The 18,254-nt window shown below is 52.1% G+C and carries 15 protein-coding genes and 1 pseudogene; 6 read left to right on the forward strand and 10 right to left on the reverse strand.

Going from position 1 to position 18,254, the window contains the following annotated elements; translation table 11 throughout:
- Positions 1 to 7 precede the first annotated feature (7 nt).
- The 5 genes and pseudogenes from potG to nfsA form a co-directional block, all read right to left on the reverse strand.
- Positions 8 to 1,140 (reverse strand): annotated as a pseudogene (potG, locus tag BV494_RS07170) (putrescine ABC transporter ATP-binding subunit PotG).
- A 267-nt stretch (positions 1,141 to 1,407) separates the two neighbouring features.
- Complete coding sequence (gene potF / locus BV494_RS07180) at positions 1,408 to 2,517, reverse strand: spermidine/putrescine ABC transporter substrate-binding protein PotF (RefSeq protein ID WP_104922239.1); 1,110 nt, start codon at positions 2,515 to 2,517, stop codon at positions 1,408 to 1,410.
- 424 nt (positions 2,518 to 2,941) lie between these two features.
- A complete protein-coding gene (locus BV494_RS07185; protein WP_104922240.1) occupies positions 2,942 to 3,424 on the reverse strand; it encodes a type III secretion system chaperone family protein in 483 nt (160 codons plus the stop codon).
- Between the two features lie 148 nt (positions 3,425 to 3,572).
- Entirely contained in the window at positions 3,573 to 4,475 is a 903-nt protein-coding gene (rimK, locus tag BV494_RS07190) for a 30S ribosomal protein S6--L-glutamate ligase (RefSeq protein ID WP_104922241.1), read from the reverse strand.
- 18 nt (positions 4,476 to 4,493) lie between these two features.
- Positions 4,494 to 5,216, reverse strand: coding sequence for an oxygen-insensitive NADPH nitroreductase (gene nfsA / locus BV494_RS07195; RefSeq protein ID WP_104922242.1), 723 nt, complete (start codon positions 5,214 to 5,216; stop codon positions 4,494 to 4,496).
- A gap of 285 nt (positions 5,217 to 5,501) precedes the next feature.
- On the opposite strand from nfsA, the gene BV494_RS07200 reads away from it, so the two are divergent.
- The gene (locus BV494_RS07200) at positions 5,502 to 5,768 is read left to right on the forward strand and encodes a GrxA family glutaredoxin (RefSeq protein WP_104922243.1); all 267 of its coding nucleotides are present in this window, start codon (positions 5,502 to 5,504) and stop codon (positions 5,766 to 5,768) included.
- Positions 5,769 to 5,830: 62 nt separating this feature from the next.
- Here BV494_RS07200 and ybjM read toward each other — a convergent pair whose 3' ends face one another.
- Positions 5,831 to 6,205: an inner membrane protein YbjM gene (ybjM, locus tag BV494_RS07205; RefSeq protein ID WP_104922244.1), complete on the reverse strand. Its 375-nt coding sequence runs from the start codon at positions 6,203 to 6,205 to the stop codon at positions 5,831 to 5,833.
- Positions 6,206 to 6,532: 327 nt separating this feature from the next.
- Between ybjM and BV494_RS07210 the strand changes: the two genes are divergently transcribed.
- Positions 6,533 to 8,215 (forward strand): aspartate:alanine antiporter, encoded by a 1,683-nt coding sequence (locus BV494_RS07210; protein ID WP_104922245.1) that lies wholly within the window; start codon positions 6,533 to 6,535, stop codon positions 8,213 to 8,215.
- 209 nt (positions 8,216 to 8,424) lie between these two features.
- On the opposite strand, the gene BV494_RS07215 is transcribed toward BV494_RS07210, so the two are convergent.
- The 4 genes from BV494_RS07215 to BV494_RS07230 all read right to left on the reverse strand — a co-directional run bounded on the left by BV494_RS07215 (position 8,425) and on the right by BV494_RS07230 (position 11,321).
- Positions 8,425 to 8,784, reverse strand: coding sequence for a bleomycin resistance protein (locus BV494_RS07215; protein WP_104922246.1), 360 nt, complete (start codon positions 8,782 to 8,784; stop codon positions 8,425 to 8,427).
- Positions 8,785 to 8,960: 176 nt separating this feature from the next.
- Entirely contained in the window at positions 8,961 to 10,070 is a 1,110-nt protein-coding gene (gene ompC / locus BV494_RS07220; RefSeq protein WP_104922247.1) for a porin OmpC, read from the reverse strand.
- Positions 10,071 to 10,525: 455 nt separating this feature from the next.
- A complete protein-coding gene (locus BV494_RS07225) occupies positions 10,526 to 10,813 on the reverse strand; it encodes a hypothetical protein (protein ID WP_104922248.1) in 288 nt (95 codons plus the stop codon).
- On the reverse strand, positions 10,806 to 11,321 hold the full coding sequence (locus BV494_RS07230) for a GNAT family N-acetyltransferase (protein WP_104922249.1): 516 nt from the start codon (positions 11,319 to 11,321) through the stop codon (positions 10,806 to 10,808). The genes BV494_RS07225 and BV494_RS07230 overlap by 8 nt, the downstream gene beginning before the upstream one ends.
- Before the next feature lie 86 nt (positions 11,322 to 11,407).
- Here BV494_RS07230 and BV494_RS07235 point away from each other — a divergent pair, with 86 nt between their 5' ends.
- From BV494_RS07235 to BV494_RS07250, 4 genes are all read left to right on the forward strand, one after another.
- A complete protein-coding gene (locus BV494_RS07235; RefSeq protein ID WP_104922250.1) occupies positions 11,408 to 12,142 on the forward strand; it encodes a class I SAM-dependent methyltransferase in 735 nt (244 codons plus the stop codon).
- A 309-nt stretch (positions 12,143 to 12,451) separates the two neighbouring features.
- A complete protein-coding gene (gene ybjG / locus BV494_RS07240; protein ID WP_104922251.1) occupies positions 12,452 to 13,057 on the forward strand; it encodes an undecaprenyl-diphosphate phosphatase in 606 nt (201 codons plus the stop codon).
- A 478-nt stretch (positions 13,058 to 13,535) separates the two neighbouring features.
- Positions 13,536 to 17,630: an RHS repeat-associated core domain-containing protein gene (locus BV494_RS07245; protein ID WP_104922252.1), complete on the forward strand. Its 4,095-nt coding sequence runs from the start codon at positions 13,536 to 13,538 to the stop codon at positions 17,628 to 17,630.
- The gene (locus BV494_RS07250) at positions 17,627 to 17,938 is read left to right on the forward strand and encodes a hypothetical protein (RefSeq protein WP_104922253.1); all 312 of its coding nucleotides are present in this window, start codon (positions 17,627 to 17,629) and stop codon (positions 17,936 to 17,938) included. The genes BV494_RS07245 and BV494_RS07250 overlap by 4 nt, the downstream gene beginning before the upstream one ends.
- The last annotated feature ends 316 nt before the right edge of the window (positions 17,939 to 18,254 follow it).

An 18,254-nucleotide genomic window follows, 5' to 3' on the forward strand; every position in this document is an offset into this window, starting at 1 on the left:
CGTCTCCTTAAACCGTCAGCACAACACAACTGTCGGCTTCCCAGCACAGACGCACTTCGTCGCCCCAGGTCGGCATGCCTTTGCGGAAACGGTGACCGTTCTGCAATTGCGCCGTGATCATCTGACCGCTGTGTAACTTGACGTGATAAATCGACAAATCGCCCAGATACGCGATATTCACGACTTCACCCACCGCAAAGTTGCAACCGTCTTCCGGCACGTCTTCGCTGAGCATGATTTTTTCCGGACGCAGTGCGACAAATACCGGCACGCCGTCCACCACAGAGACATCCGCATCGACTTTCAGCGGATGCATAAGCCCCGGCGACGTCAGCACTAACGCATCATCCAGACGTTCTTTCAGCACGCCTTCAAACACGTTCACCGAACCGATAAATTCGGCGCTGAAGCGGCTGGTCGGGTGCTCGTAAATTTCTTCCGGTTCGCCGATTTGCACAAATTTGCCACGGTTCATGATGGCGATACGCCCCGCCATGGTCATGGCTTCTTCCTGATCGTGCGTCACCATCACGCAGGTCGCGCCGACGCGCTCGAGAATATCGACTACTTCGAGTTGCATACGGTCACGCAGTTTTTTATCCAGCGCGCCCATTGGTTCATCGAGCAGCAATAATTTTGGCCGTTTCGCCAGACTGCGGGCTAATGCCACGCGCTGACGCTGACCGCCGGAAAGCTGATGCGGCTTACGTTTGGCAAACTCCTGCATGTGAACCAGCGTCAGCATTTCTGCCACGCGGCTTTTGATTTCCGCCGACGGCAATTTGTCCTGCTTGAGCCCGAACGCGATGTTTTGTTCAACCGTCATGTGCGGGAACAGCGCGTAGGACTGGAACATCATGTTGATCGGACGCTGATACGGCGGCACATGCGAGAGATCCACGCCATCGAGCACAATCTGCCCCTGCGTGGGCTGCTCAAAACCGGCGAGCATACGCAACAGTGTTGATTTCCCACAGCCGGACGCGCCGAGCAGTGCAAAAATCTCCCCTTTGTAGATGGTCAGGCTGACATCATCCACGGCGGCCTGACCGTCAAAAGATTTGGTTAAATTGCGGATCTCCAGTAAAGGCGTGAAACCTTTCTGGGACTTAGGCTGAGGGCGGGAATGGCGTCGTTCACTCAGAGAAATCTCCGGTATCAAAATGAAGCTGTATCAAATAAGCATAACAGTCAGGGGAAAAGTGCCTGATTTCTATGCCCAAAAGCGGCCTGAAACAAAATGCCAGCGGCCCCGCAGTGAATATGCGGAGCCGCTAACGTAATACTCAAAATCATTCTGGTTGCATCAAGGCGGCAAGTGAGCAAGTCCCCGGGAGCTGACACAAGTCAGTGACCGGGGCGCGTTCACGCAGCCAACGCAGAGGCGACCTGAAGGATGAAGAGTATTTACTTACCCGTTTTTACCTTGGTCCACGAGCGTGTAATTACGCGGTCAATCTTCGGATCCTGAACTTTCAGGCTGAAGAGTTTGGCCTGCACATCTGCCGGCGGATAAATGCCAGGGTTATTGCGCACATTTTCATTCACCAGAGGCGTTGCCGCTTTGTTGCCGCTCGCGTAGTAAACAGTGTTACTGATTTGCGCGATCACTTTCGGTTCCATCAGGTAGTTCAGGAACTGGTAAGCTTCGTCGAGGTTTTTCGCATCCGCCGGAATGGCGAAGACGTCGAAGAACGCCAGCGCGCCTTCTTTTGGAATGCTGTACGCCACGTTCACGCCGTTTTTCGCTTCTTTGGCGCGGTTAGACGCCTGCATCACATCGCCCGCCCAGCCAATCGCCACACAGATGTCGCCGTTGGCCAGATCGTTGATGTACTGAGAAGAGTGGAAATAACGGATATTCGGACGGAGTTTCAGCAACAAATCGTTTGCGGCACCGGTGTAATCCGAGGCTTTGGTGCTGTTCGGATCCAGGTGCAGATAGTTGAGCACGGTGGCGTAAATTTCCGCCGGTGCGTCGAGGAATGACACGCCGCAGCTTTTCAGTTTCTCTAAGTTTTCAGGTTTAAGCACCAGATCCCAGCTGTCTACCGGCGCATCTTTACCCAGCACGGCTTTCACTTTATCGACGTTATAGCCGATGCCGGTGGTCGCCCAGAGATAAGGAATTGCGTATTTGTTACCCGGATCATGCTGTGCCACCATTTTGAGCAAATCAGGATCGAGATTTTTGTAGTTTGGCAGTTTGCTCTTATCCAGCGGCTGGAATACGCCTGCGGACAACTGGCGCTCAAGGAAACTGGCTGACGGCACGACCAGATCGAAGCCGGTGCTTCCTGCCATCAGTTTGCCTTCCAGCACTTCGTTGGAGTCAAACACGTCGTAAACCACTTTAATGCCGGTTTCCTTCTGGAAATCTAGCACGGTGTTTGGCGCGATATAATCGGACCAGTTATAGATATGCAGCGTTTTCTCTTCCGCAGACGCTGTGACGGACGCGGCCATAACCAGACCGGCGACAACACCCGATAACCACTTTTTACGCAGGGTGAACATCCGTTACTACCTCCAAGACAGGGGAATATAAATTGAATTTGTATCATTCAGACTGATACAAAACCTTTCACACGAAAGCCAACATGAGCCTGCCAATATGCATAGACATTCAACGTTGACGCATACGCTGCCTGCGAATTAACCGTTTGGTTTTACGACGTAATCACGCGTGGTGCAGAGTCAGAAGCATAGCGCCTGCAACCCCCCTGTACCAGCCTCCTGAGACAAAACCGGCGTTTATCGATTAATTATGCAGATTTAGTCTATACCGTCTGGCATTTTGGCTTTTAACAAAGTGAAATATCTGGCAACACAGGCACAAACGCAGCATAACTTATGGCGAAAGCGAATAAAGGCAGCGGAGCCGCAATAAGCACGGCTCGCAGGAAAGAATCTTCAGAGGGCGTAAAACGACAAACGGGGTTTAGTGCAACAAAGGCAGGTTCACGGAAATGGCCGGAGAGCCTTCTTCATCATCGCCAAGGAACAGCAGATCATTGGCGTGGGCTTCAAGAATAATCATCGACATCTGCTCTTCGGCCTGTTGCAGGAAGAAGGCAAATTGCTCTTCAGTGACACCCACGGCGATCGTCAGCGACTGGCAAACAATCAGCTTCGGCAGGTTGTCATCCTGAATATCAACAAAGGCCTTGATGGTCAGCGAGCTGGCGTTAATCGAGCTCAGATCAGCCACCAGCGGGATCAGCGCCGTTGGTTTTACTTCGGCCAGCGCGGAGAACAAAATGACGTTATCCACGATATCGAGTTTGGCATCAAAAATGCCATCAAAATTCTGCATATGCGGCAAATGAAGAGCCTGACAAGAATCACACTCGAAAAAAGAAATGCCCAGCTGATCCAGCCAGCGCCGCAGCAGCGCCAAATCAGGGACGATGAGCGAATCCATAGAATGCCTCATAAGTTCAAAACAACGAGAATAACCACGCCTTCGCAACACCCGCAGCGTTACGAAGGGGGTCATAGCTTACGGAATATTGCCGGACAGCGCTACGACCAAAGGCCGTTTGATGCACATTAGTCCCGGTAAATAAGATTTAGCCGCCAGATTTGAGCCGGAATCCCGGCTTCGCCCGCTGTTCGATGTAATCAATCATCATGCCCGCGATATCCAGGCCGGTTGTGGTTTCGATACCTTCCAGCCCCGGCGAAGCGTTGACTTCCATCACCAGCGGGCCACGGTGCGCACGCAAAATATCCACCCCGGCGACGTCCAGCCCCAGCGTCAGTGCGGCTTTCACTGCAATTTCTTTCTCTTCCGGCGTGATTTTGACGTTGGTCGCGGTTCCGCCGCGATGAAGATTGGAACGGAAATCGCCCGGTTTAGCCTGACGTTCAATCGCCGCCACCACGCGTTTACCCACCACCAGACAGCGGATGTCGCGCCCTTCGGCTTCGCGGATATATTCCTGAACCAGAATGTGCGCATTCAGCCCGCGGAAGGCGTCAATCACGCTTTCCGCCGCCTGACGGGTTTCCGCCAGCACCACGCCGATGCCCTGCGTGCCTTCGACCAGTTTCACCACCAGCGGCGCACCGCCGACCAGCGCGATCAAATCCGACGTATCGTCCGGCGCATTGGCAAAGCCGGTAATCGGCAAATCGATGCCTTCCCGCGCCAGAATCTGCATGGAACGCAACTTATCGCGCGCGCGGGTAATCGCCACGGATTCATTGAGAGGAAAACTCCCCAGCATTTCAAACTGGCGCAGCACGGCGGTACCGTAAAACGTAATGGCGGAACCGATGCGCGGGATCACGGCGTCATACTTCTCCAGCTGACGCCCGCGATAATGCACGCTCGGCGCGGCCGGATTGATGTTCATATAGCAGGAAAGCGGATCGATAATGTCGATCTCATGCCCGCGGGCTTCTGCGGCTTCCCGCAGCCGTTTACACGAATACAAAGACCCGTCACGGGAAAGAATTGCAATCTTCATCCGACACTCCGTCGCCGATTAGCGTGTTGCCCAACCTTGCTTATGTAATGCGTCCAGCATAAACGGACGCTGTTCCTTTTTCAGGGTACGGATAATCAGCGCGCTCCAGGTATCGTGACGCGCATTGCTGTCGCGTTGCAGATAATACGCGCTGAGTTCTTCGTCATATTGCGCCAGACGTTCTTTATCCAGCGGCTGATAGTTGTTTTCATGAACCAGCATAGACTGCGGCATACGCGGCTTGACCTGATGATCCTGTGCCGGAGTCCCGATACAAAAACCGAACAACGGCATCACAAATTTCGGCAATTTCAGCAGCGCGACAACGTCTTCTACCTGATTACGGATCCCACCGATGAACACGCCGCCCAGCCCGAGTGATTCAGCCGCGATCATGGCGTTTTGCGCCATCAGTGCGGTATCCACGCAGCCGAGCAGTAACTGTTCCGCCAGCCCCAGTTGTGCTTCCGGGTTAATCTGCAAATTGCGGTTGAAATCGGCACAAAACACCCAAAATTCAGCGGCACTGGCCACGTATTGCTGGCCACCGGTGTACTGCACTAATTTTTCACGCAGCGCCGGATCGGTCACACGAATAATCGAAGAACACTGCAAAAAGCTGGAAGTCGAGGCAGATTGCGCGGCAGCAATGATCGCCTCACGCTGTTCGTCGGATACCGGCTGGCCGGTAAAAGAACGGATAGAACGGTGTGAACGCAGAAGATCAATAGTCGGCGTCATTTAAAAATTCCTGAACGGATGAAAAGGCGGAAACAGATCCTGCAATCATTCATGCTGTGCGCCCTGTTTGCAAGGCTTGTGACACCAAATGCTGTAACAATGTGCAGGGACGAAAAAGGCCTGATTCTTCATTTAGATAGGCAGAAGGTATCAGACCGACAGGTAATTCCTGCTTTTTTTTATGGTTTGCAACAGGCATAGTAGCGACATCAAAAAGGTGATGCGCTTAACAAAAATAGTCACTCCCCTTTCATTTATCTCGCTGGCATTAACAAAGGAGTCTCCATGTTTGCAGTAATTTTCGGGCGTCCTGGCTGTCCTTATTGTGTACGTGCAAAAGAGTTGGCTGAAAAACTGACTGAAGAACGTGATGATTTCAACTTCCGCTACATCGATATCCACGCGGAAGGCATCTCTAAAGCTGACCTGGAAAAAACCGTGGGTAAGCCGGTTGAAACCGTTCCGCAGATCTTCCTTGATCAGAAACACATTGGCGGCTTCACTGATTTTGAAGCCTATGCCAAAGAACATCTGGCTCTGTTCAGCAACTAAGTGGTTCTGAACTCAGCAAAAAGGCGCTCAGTGAGCGCCTTTTTTTATGGCATCGAAACGGATTAGCGGTGCTGTTTAAACTGTTTATAGGCAGTAAAAAGCAGCTGTATCAGCATCGCGCCCAGCACACACCAGAATATTGCACTGGTTGCGTAAGCCACTTCCTGCACCAGCGGGCGCACACGCGGGTAAAATGCCATGCGCAGCAATGTGCAGACAGGTACTGAAATCAGCGCGCCAAGAAAAGAGGAAACTATCGCTGAATCGCGATAAAAAAGCCCGGTCAGCAGACCCGGCAATAAAAATAACAGCAGCCCGTATTCCGGACCCGGTGTTATATCCCTAACCGCTATCCAGCTATTTTTTAACGAAATAAAAATTATGATAAACATAATGCAACAAAATAGCGGAGCTATTAACTTTCGCAAAAATGCCATCTGACTTCCTCCTTAAAGTTGGCGAGATTTACAGGCCTTATGTACTGCATGTAATGCGGTCATTTTTACCTGACAGAGCCTTGCCGGCTCACTTCCCTGACGCGTTCCGCAATCCCGCGAAACACAAAAAAAGCGTTCAGTTGATTTATACGGGCTTTTCTCTGGCTGAACAGACGTTCTGTGACTAAAATGACGCCCGAATCCTGCTTTTCTATTTCACTGTTTGAGAAATAAAGGTGTTTTAAAAAGTAGGAATTTTCTGGATCTGAATTTATCCTTTACATTCTCCTATATCAAGAATTTGTTGGTAAACAATAAGTTATCCTTGTGAACATAAACGTCGCTAGTTTGTTAAACGGGAATTACATCCTGTTATTATTTGTGGTTTTGGCACTGGGCTTGTGCCTGGGGAAAATTCGCCTGGGTTCCGTTCAGCTCGGAAATTCTATTGGCGTATTAGTGGTTTCGCTGCTTTTAGGCCAGCAACATTTCAGCATTAACACCGAAGCACTCAACCTCGGGTTCATGCTGTTTATTTTTTGTGTGGGTGTCGAAGCCGGTCCTAACTTTTTTTCAATTTTCTTCCGGGATGGCAAAAATTATCTGATGCTGGCGCTGGTCATGGTCGGCAGCGCGATGCTTCTTGCGCTCGGACTGGGCAAGTTTTTCGGCTGGGACATCGGTCTCACCGCCGGTATGCTCGCCGGATCCATGACATCCACACCGGTTCTGGTGGGCGCGGGCGATACCCTGCGCAATACCCTCGCGGGCAGTAATACGCTCAGCCCCGCACTGGATAACCTGAGCCTCGGCTACGCGCTGACGTACCTGATCGGGCTGGTCAGCCTGATCTTCGGCGCACGCTATTTGCCGAAACTCCAACATCAGGATCTCCCGACCAGTGCGCAGCAGATTGCCCGTGAACGTGGTCTGGATACGGACAGCAAGCGCAAAGTCTATCTTCCGGTGATCCGCGCCTATCGCGTCGGGCAGGAGCTGGTCGCCTGGGCGGATGGCAAAAACCTGCGTGAACTGGGCATTTACCGCCAGACAGGTTGCTATATCGAACGTATCCGCCGCAATGGAATTCTGGCGACACCGGACGGTGATGCGGTATTGCAGGTCGGCGATGAAATCTCGCTGGTCGGTTATCCGGACGCGCATTCACGCCTTGATCCGAGTTTCCGTAACGGGAAAGAAGTTTTCGACCGTGACCTGCTCGATATGCGCATCGTGACGGAAGAAGTGGTGGTGAAAAACAATCACGCGGTCGGCAAACGGCTGAGCCAGCTCAATCTGACCGATCAGGGTTGCTTCCTTAACCGCGTGATCCGCAGCCAGATTGAAATGCCTATCGACGACAGCATCGTGCTCAACAAAGGCGATGTGTTGCAGGTCAGCGGCGACGCACGCCGCGTGAAAAGCGTGGCAGAGCGCATCGGCTTTATCTCCGTCCACAGCCAGCTCACCGATTTGCTCGCCTTCTGCGCCTTCTTCATCGTTGGCCTGATGATCGGACTGATCACCTTCCAGTTCAAGAGCTTCAGCTTCGGAATTGGTAACGCTGCGGGCCTGCTGTTCGCCGGTATCATGCTCGGCTTCCTGCGCGCCAACCACCCTACTTTCGGCTACATCCCGCAGGGTGCACTGAATATGGTGAAAGAGTTCGGCCTGATGGTCTTTATGGCAGGCGTCGGCCTGAGCGCCGGGGCGGGGATCAACAACGGCCTTGGCGCAGTCGGCGGACAAATGTTGCTGTCCGGCCTGATCGTGAGCCTGGTACCGGTGGTGATTTGCTTCATCTTTGGTGCCTACGTTCTGCGCATGAACCGGGCATTATTGTTCGGTGCCATCATGGGCGCACGCACCTGCGCACCGGCCATGGAAATCATCAGCGACACGGCCCGCAGCAACATTCCGGCACTGGGTTATGCAGGAACCTACGCAATTGCTAACGTATTACTGACACTCGCGGGGACGCTGATCGTCATCATCTGGCCTGGAGCCTGACGTAACTACTTGATCAGTAATGTGGCAAAAAAAAATCAATATTTTTTTTATATTTTTGCCACATTGCGCGAACTTTTGAAGTGGAGCGAAGTCTTAATTAGTGCCACTGCTTTTCTTTGAAGTCCCCAAATTTGGAGAGCCCGTCAATCCCGCCTTTTTAGGTTCAAGATTGTCGGGTTTTTTCTTTTCTGAAAAATAAAAATTTTTCGCTAATTCTCAATCACCCGTAACAACGTTCCGTCGATATCAATCAGCGCACCCATTTTTAATCCCCATGGCTGCATTTCTGGCAGATGGACGCATGGGCGCGTTGTTCTGTCCTGCCCTATTCCGGCGGCTATAAACTCATCAAAAATGGCATCCGCATCATCCACGCGCAGGCAGCAGCTGAACCAGCTGGTGAGCGGGTCGAGATCAACGTGCAGGAAAAACTCCAGCGTGATGCTGCCGCGGCTCATGATGAGCCAGCTGTCGTCGATATAGCCGGTAGTAAAACCAAAACTGCTGTAAAAGCGTTGAGTCTCTGCGAAATCACGGGAGGGAAGATTGGGTGTAGCGTGATCAGTCATTGGCGGCTCTCCGTCGTCGGATACGAACTTCACGTGCCGGAATAATGCCTGAACGAAAACACAGGGGAAAGCGCGGGGGATAAGATTTTGTGAGAAAGGTCATCTCCCGCCTTTCAGCGGGAGATTCAGACACGAGAGACGCAGATGCCCTCAACTTTGAGGGCAGCGTCGGTTTATCAGAACTGATAAACCAGGCCTACGGCCACAACGTCGTCGGTATTGATGCCAGCATCGCGGGTCAGGCGGGTGTCATCCATCAGGTTAATTTTGTAATCCACGTAGGTCAGCATGTTTTTGTTGAAGAAGTAAGACGCACCGATATCAACATATTTGGTCAGGTTCTGGTTGCTGTAACCTGGGACATTACGTGCGTGAGACTGCACGTAGGCAACAGACGGACGCAGACCGAAATCGAACTGGTACTGTGCCACAGCTTCGAAGTTTTGCGCTTTATCTGCATAACCGTAAGCGGTGCTGCCTGCTTTACCAAAGCGGTTGGCGTTGTAGCTTTGGGTGTACATCGCCGCCAGGTAGATATTGTTCGCGTCATATTTCAGGCCGCCGCTGTACGCGGTAGCTTTGTCGCCGTTACCAATGATTGCCGGGTTGTTACGACCGTTCTGCTCGTTGGTACGGTCAGAAGCCATCATTGCTGCAGCCGCGCTGAAGCCTTCGCCCAGGTCATAAGTCAGGGACATGCCGTAGCCGTCGCCGTTCTGCGCTAATACATCGCGACCATTGTTGGATTCAGTTGCGCTGCCGTTTTTGCCCTGATACTGAACGGCAACATCCAGACCGTCGACTGCGCCGAAGAAGCCTTTGTTACGGTAAGTCAGCACGCCGTTGGCACGCTGGAACATGAAGTTGTCCGCGCCATAGGTGTCGCCGCCGAATTCAGGCAGAACGTCGGTCCAGGCTGCGACGTCATACATCACGCCGTAGTTACGGCCGTAGTCCAGTGAACCCCACTGGCCAAATTTCAGACCCGCAAAACCGACACGGGTGAAATTGTTGTTATCAGCGCTTTCCGCAGAGTTCAGGGCTGCCTGATATTCCCACTCACCGTAACCGGTCAGTTCGTTATTAATCTGCGTTTCACCACGGAAGCCCAGACGCATATAAGACTGGTCGCCATCAGTGCTGTCATCGTTGGAGAAATAATGCAGACCGTCCACTTTACCGAACAGGTCGAGTTTGTTGCCGTCTTTATTATAGATTTCAGCAGCGCCGGCGGTGCCAGCCATCATCAGAGCGGGAATGACCAGAGAAAGTACGCGTAATTTCATCATCAATATCCTTGATTATTTATAAGCCGTCTAAAATGCCATCTGGCAAGTGTTATTATCCGGTTGCCGTGAAGTTATAACTTCCCTTCTTATGGCCCGGAATTGACGTGCGTAAAATTAAACGATGAGAAGTTTGGTTGCAACCTGTAAATATTTGAAATAAGTTTCGTTTGGAAAACGTTTATATGAATATCACACAACCCATTGTAATATTTTCATTTAAAAACAACCAATTAGGGTGGAATAATAGAGTATTTTAATTATAGTTAATTACAGAAACTATTCTGAATCGAAGTGATAATATCCACTTTTGGCAGAGTCAGCAGGCAAATTTGCCCGTCAAATTAAAGATATTCTGTGTAAGGTTTTGTATATTCCAGTGAGATAATTCACCTTCTGGTTAATAAAAAACCACCAAGATGGTGGCTTTTTAAACATCAATTCCGTGCGGGAGTTTACATAATTCGTTCGAGGCGCTGACCCTTACCGCCTAAACGTCCGTCAGTCTGATTCCACTCTTTTTCATATGCCTGATACGCAAATACAAATGCCTGATGGCCGTCTTCAAATATCTGATCAGGACGTTTATGCCAGCCGGAATACGCGTCATAACGCAATATTTCAAAGCCTTCTTCGGCCGGATGAATAAGGTAGGTGTAATGCTCACAAAACTCCGGCGCATAGGGAATATCTTCCCCGGCTTCGAGCGTGATAAACAGACCGCCAAGACGTAATTTAATCATTGATATCCTTTTTCATGATCCACAATGGAGTGGTTTGCGTTGCCGTGACATAGGCCGTCCCGGCGACCTGATGCATGCCCTGACGCTGATAAAATCCGATAGCCGGGAGGTTACTTTGCAAAACCGTCAGCCACAAGCACGGTTGTCCGTTTTCACGGGCTGCGGTTTCCACGGCATCAAACAGGATTGCGCCCAGCCCGCGCGCCCGACTTTGGGGTTTGAAATACAGTTTGCACAACTTCGCCCCATGCCCTTCTGCCCCCTCAAGAGGCTGATCGAACTGTACTTTGGCAAAACCGACCGCTTCCCCCTGTTCCTGTAACACCAGCCAGCGGTGATCCGGGCTCTCAAGCGTGTTCTGCATTTCTTCGTTGCTGAAATCATCGGCCAGAAACTGTTCCAGCTCGTCACTATTTTGCCACAGGTCGCCAAAATAGTGGCGATAGGTCTCACGGCCCAGCATTTGCAGTTCGTGCTGGTCGGCCTGCGTGGCCTGACGAATGTCCATTTTGCTGCTCTCCTGTCTGATTTTTACTACAATGTTCAGGCCAAAGTGGATTGGCAATGAAGATTATTTTTATAGGAGTCATGCATATGACGCAAAATATTTACGATGATCCGGCCTTTTTTGAAGGCTACGCGCAACTCGGACGTTCGCAGTTCGGGCTGGAAGGTGCGCCGGAATGGCCTTCACTCAAAGCGATGTTGCCTGATCTGCAAGGCGTGCACATCGTCGATCTGGGTTGTGGCTACGGCTGGTTTTGCCGTGCTGCGCACGATGCCGGTGCTGCGGAGGTTTTGGGGCTCGATGTTTCAGAGAAAATGCTCGAAAAAGCACGTTCTATGACCTGCGACAGCGCCATCCATTATGCGCATCAGGATCTTGAAAGCCTGACGCTGCCGGAAGCTTCTTTCGATCTGGCTTACAGCTCACTCACACTTCATTACATCGAAGCCCTGCCCGCGCTGCTGCGAACGGTATTTCACGCGCTCAAACCCGGCGGCAATTTTGTGTTCTCGGCTGAGCACCCGATCTATACCGCGCCTTCCAGCCCGTCCTGGTTGATCAAAGAAAGCGGACAAAAAACCTGGCCGGTCGAGGGTTATCAGCATGAAGGTAAACGCATCACAAACTGGTTTGCCGAAGGCGTGGTCAAGCAGCACCGCACGCTGGGGACGTACATTCGTCTGCTCATTGATGCGGGTTTTGTTATCCGTGAGCTTAATGAGTGGGGGCCGTCGGCGGAACAAATCTCTGCGCAACCGGCGCTGGCCGAAGAGGCTGAACGTCCGATGCTGTTCCTGATGTCTGTGCAAAAACCTCGCTAATCGTCTTCTCAGACACTTTTCCTTTCATTTTTTCAGTCAGGCAATTGCGCCGGGAGGCTCGTCCTCCCGCCTGCTTAAGGCTTCCTTAAGTTCTTCTCTTTACACTCTATTTCATCGCGAAACTATACCGCCGTTCAACGAATGCGGATATTCAGACGATACCCCCTTTACCTCACAGGCAGCACAAACTAACGTGGCATCCAGTTTTTTACCTGCTGTCAGTGGGTTAGCGGATTTTAATTTTTTGATGGCTATTTTGGCCTGTCTGATTGGCTTATCTATTTGGCCTATAAATACGAGGGTAGTTTTATGGAGCAACTGAATCATCTGGTGTTTTTATGGATCAATGCGACGCCCGATTCGCCGCACGCGCTGATCAGTCTGGCGACTTTTCTGGCCAATGACCTGATTATCATCGTCCCGCTTCTGATTGTCGGCCTCTGGCTTTGGGGGCAGCGCGACCAGATCGGCCAGCAGCGTGAACTGGTCAGTAAAACCACCATTGCGCTGCTCTTTGCGATGACGACGGCCAAAACGCTCTCGATGCTGTTCCCTCACGCACGCCCTTTCGTTGAAGGTTTTGGTTATAACTTCCTGCATCATGCGCCGGATGAGTCATTCCCCAGCGACCACGGCACAGCGATTTTCACTTTCGCGCTTTCATTCCTGTTCTGGCACCGTATCTGGTCGGGCGCGCTGCTGATGGTGACGGCCATCGCCATCGCGTGGTCACGTATTTATCTGGGCATTCACTGGCCGCTGGATATGCTGGGCGGATTACTGGTCGGCATGCTCGGTTGCCTTTTCGCGCAACTGTTGTGGAACCTCTTCGGTGAGCAGATTAACGCGATGATGTGCAAAGTGTACCGCTTCGGATTCGCCTTCCCGATTAAGAAAGGCTGGGTGCAGAACTGATTTCAGGCCGTTCAGGCATAAAAAAGCGAGGCTCAGTTGGGCCTCACTGCCGATTAATGAAGGTTCGGCCTATCAGCCCGGTCGCTTCGTAAAGATCCGGAAATATTCATCCTTTTCGGGTCTTTTTTGTGCTTTGCTCTGGCTTAGGGTCTTATCCTTCGTTTGAATCTGTCACTCGCATTTGAGCCGACGTGCGAAAACTGAGGGCAAACCTCATTTAATACACTAATTTATATAGCCATATTTTTCTGCACACCCTCTCTCCGGTATATCAATTTCATCGCCTACGGATGTAGCGAATATTTAACCCCTGCTTAATGCTTAATTCTTTGTGAACCCCCTCACAACGCACATTCCCTTTAACGTTTAACTTCCATCATCTTGTTGATTTGTTTGTATTTATTCCGTGAATAAAACGATAAATACCTCGCTTTCAAATCAATCATTCCACGGACGTTTTGCTTAAAAGGATTTACTCATGACCGGATTCCCTGCCGCCCGTCAGGGCGATAATACCGCCATCGGCGGCCCGATTGTTCAGGGCTCGCTCGGCGTGATGATTGGCGCACCTACCGGTGTGGCGTGCTCGGTTTGCCCCGGCGGGGTGTTGGAAGGCAGCCCCGTTAACCCATCCCTCGGTGCCAAAGTCCTGCCGGGCGAGACCGATATCGCACTGCCCGCTTCTTTGCCTTTCGTCCTTTCGCGTGCTTACAGCAGCTATAAAACCGATACGCCCGCGCCGGTCGGGATGTTCGGCCCCGGCTGGGCGGCGGCGGCGGATATCCGCCTGCAAATCCGCACCGACGAACTTATCCTCAACGACAATTCGGGGCGGAGCATTCATTTTCATCATCTTCCGCCGGGGCATATCGCCTTCAGCCACAGAGAAAATCTCTGGCTGGCACGCGGCGGTGCGGATAAGCAAAACGAGGCGCATCCGCTCAGCAAGCTCTGGCAGGCGCTGCCGGAGGAACTCCGCAACAGTCCGCATCATTATTTTGTGGCCAATGACGCCACCGGGCCGTGGTGGATTTTAGGCTGCGTGCAGTTACCCGAAACTGCGGAAGACGTATTGCCGCGTCCGCTGCCGTCTTCACATGTGCTTTTTGGTTTGTGCGACCGCTTTGGTCATCATCTTAATTATCATCGCGACGCCGAAGGCGAATTCGCCGGGCAGATTACCGGCGTCACCGACAGCTGCGGGCGGCGCTTTCGCCTTGAATTAGTCATGCTGCCGGATTTCAAACCCGCGCTGAACACTGGCTGGGGTTCTGATTGTGGCGTGCGGCTTTCCGCCGTCTGGCTGACGAAAGATTTAGCGTTTCCTGATTTACCTTTAAAACCGCTGGTGCGCTACGACTTCACGCCACGCGGCGAACTGAAAACCGTCTGTGACCGCGCGGGCGAAGTGGTTCGGGAGTTTGACTGGCACAGCGAAAACACCGGCCTGATGGTTGCCCATCGCTACGCCGGACGTCCGGCATCCCGCTACGTGTACGACGCGGACGGCAAAGTCATTTCGCAAGTCAATCCCGGTGGTCTGAGTTATCAGTTTGAATACTCCAAAAACCAGACACGTGTTACCGACAGCCTGGGGCGCTTACGCGTTTATCACTTCGAGGGTGAAAAGGGATTACGCCGCGTGGTCAGACTTGAACAGGCCGACGGCAGCGCTGTAGAGAGTAAATTTAATAACCGCGGCCAGCTGATATCCCAGACCGACGCTTCCGGGCGCATCACCGAATTTCATATCAACCCGGCCAGTGGCACGCTGGGCGCGATCCTGCATCCGGGCGGCGAAAAGCGCAGCCAGTTCAACTACAACAAACAAGGGCAGCTGGTTTGCAGCACCGCGCCCGACGGACGCCGCGTGAGCAGGGAATATGATGCACTGGGCCGTCTGACCGCTGACACCGACGCGCTGCACCAGACCCGCCGCTACCACTATGCAGACGATAAAAGCGCTTTGCCGTGCGCCACCGAAGACGCGGCGGGCGGGCGTCAGACGCTGGAATGGAACGCAGCCGGTTTGCTGGCCGCTTTCACCGACTGCTCCGGTTTCAAAACGACTTACCGCTATAACCGCGACGGTCAGCCGGTCGAAATCCTGCACGAAGAAGGAATGAAAACCCGCTTTGCGTACGATGCGCGCGGGCGTCGGATGTCGCGTGAGGACAGTGCGGGCGGGAAAACGGTTTGGGAATATAACGCCGCCGGAGACGTCATCACCGTCACCCGACCGGACGGCAGCCAGAGCACGCAAACCTATGACGAGCGCGGTAATCCAACCGCACAAAACGAAGGCGGGCTGACCCGTCAGACTGAGTTCGACAGCGCCGGAAGGCTGATGCGGCTGGTTAACGAAAACGGCGCTGACACGAAATTCAGCTACGACGTCATGGACCGGCTGATTCAGGAGGTTGCCTTTGACGGGCGCGTGCAGAGTTATCAGTACAACATCGCCGGTCAGCTAATCCGCAGCGACGATGCCGGGCTGATGACGCACTGGCATTACGATGATGAAGGCCAGCTTATCCGCCAGCAGCGCCCCGAAACGAACGACGGTCCGGACGACGTGCTCTGGCAGTATGACGCCGCCGGGCGCGTCACCGAAACCGCCCACCGCAGCGAAACCCATCTGGTCAGCGTGCGCTTTCAGTACGACGCGAATGACAACCTTAACGGCGAACGGCAGATAATCCGCAACGCCCACGGAGACCTGCTCTGGCAGCACACCGCGGTGCGCGGCTTCGACGTGCGCGGCTTTGAATCCGCCGTCCGCTACGACGGCCTGCCGGAAATCCGCTGGCAAACTTACGGCCCCGGCCATCTTCTGGGCGTAAAACTCGGCGATGACGTGCTGCTGGAAATCACCCGCGACAAACTTCACCGCGAAACCACCCGCCGGTTCAGCGACGGCTGGCAGAGTGAAAATACCTATTCACTCACCGGACAACTCGCCGCGCAGCACACGCCGGAGGTCGGCCATCCCAACCTGAAACGCCATTATCACTACAACACCGCCGGTCAGATGATGCAGATGACCAACGGCCTCGGTGACCACCATTACGCCTATACCCCGGCCGGACGACTGAACAGCGTCAGCTCGCCCGACGGTTTTCTCGCCACCTTCACAGACGCCGCCGGCAACCGCAACTGCACACATCCCGACCTGAACACGCCGCTGACCGACACGCTGCCGGTCTGGTATCACAACCGCATCCAGCGCGACGAGCGGTACATTTATGAACACGACAAATTTGGCAACCTGACGGAAAAACGCCCGTACCGCGCCGGCTGGCGGGAAGCGCCGCGCGGGGCTATCAGCCATTTTACCTATGACCAGGCGCACCGGCTGACGCGGCTGACAATGGAAGAGGACGGCCAGATTCAGACGCAGGCGCGCTATATCTATGACCCGCTCGGGCGGCGCGTCGGCAAGCACGTGACGCAACTCCATCCGCAGTCCGGCGAAACAGAAACCCAAAACATCTGGTTCGGCTGGGACGGCAACCGGCTGGTGCTGACCGAAAACCGCGACACTCAGCTGCACACGATTTATCACCCCAACAGCTTCGTCCCGCTGCTGCGCGCCGAACACGCCCGCATGGAGGACAGCCACCGCTCGCTGGCAGAAAAACTCGAAGAGGAAAACGGCAGCGCGTTGCCGACTGAACTGCATCTGCGCCTGAATGAAATCGAAAAGGACATCCGTAAAAACCACCTCAGCGACGACAATCAGCAGTGGCTGGACGCCGTCGGCCTGAAAGCCGAAAACCTCGCGCCGTGGCTCGACCCGATGCCGCAGGGCGAGGCGCTGAAAATTCACCTCTATCACTGCGACCATCTCGGCACACCCATTGCGCTGATCAACCACAAAACCAGCAAAGTGGAATGGAGCGCAGTGATGGACGTCTGGGGCAACGCGGTGGATATTTTCAACCCGTACAAACTGCGCCAGCCCATCAGAATGCAGGGCCAGCATTACGACGAAGAATCGGGGTTGCATTACAACCGGCACCGTTATTATGACCCGATGCAGGGAAGATATATTACGCAGGATCCGATTGGGTTAAGAGGGGGGTGGAATTTATATGCTTATGCTTTGGAACCAACGTCAGGCATAGATCCTGAGGGGCTTTCAGATCTTAAATTTAAAAGTTCAGGCGAGGCAGGGCTGCATGCTATGGACAAAATAAACTCAAAATCAGTACGGGAGAATAAAGAATATGGAGGTTTTGTTTGTAAAAAAGATAATGAGTACTTTTACACTAAAGCTATTACAAACAACGATCATGATGGTATAAACTTCTCGGGCGTCTCTTGCCCCCAAGGGGCAGATAAGGTAGGAACGTACCATACTCACGGCAATTACTCTGATGCGGAAGGAAATAAAACTTCAAAAGAAAACGATGCATATGACAGTTTACATTACTCGCCAAGAGACATAACAGGTGCAAGCATAGACTCCGTGGGAAGAAAAGAATTTGTTTGTTACTTAGCAACGCCTGACGGAAGTCGATGGGAATATAATACTAAAAAATCTGGAAATGGAGTTTCAAAAATAAAATGAAAAGGTCGGATTTTTTGATTTTCATACTATTTTTTGTAACAAACTCGGTTGCGAGTCAGATCATTTTAACAAATGATGAGACTTGGGCATGGGCTAATTCATGGGCTTTATTCCCCAAAAAAAATGAGGTAGATAGATTCAAAACATTGATTGAAAACAACCATGAGGTTGTTGAGGTGTTTTTTTTTGAAGATCGCCTTTCTCTGGAAAATGTTGATGTGATGGGAGGAGGTGGGGATGTATATTTATATGAGTGTATTAAAAAGAATCGAACATGTAAGTTGGTTAAGAAATCGTTAATGCGATAAGACAAAATTAGATCTATTTAAAAATTAGAGTAAAGGATATATTTAACTATCATCAATCAAGACGCTGAAAGATACAGGATATGATTATGAGTAGTGAACACTCAACGCGTCTAATTAAAAATATATTTCTATCAGCCTGCTATCTCTTGATAACGCTCGTTGCATTTAATTATCTTGCACTAAAAATTAGTGGAATTTCGTCGCTTTTACGATTGCTTTAATCACAGCGTTAACCGCGGTTGGGATGACATACTTCTTTAGCTGATTGTAGAAGACGAAAAACGGCCAGTCAGTTGCTTAACTGACTGGCCGTTTC

The sequence above is a fragment of the Rahnella sikkimica genome (assembly GCF_002951615.1).
Lineage (GTDB): Bacteria > Pseudomonadota > Gammaproteobacteria > Enterobacterales > Enterobacteriaceae > Rahnella > Rahnella sikkimica.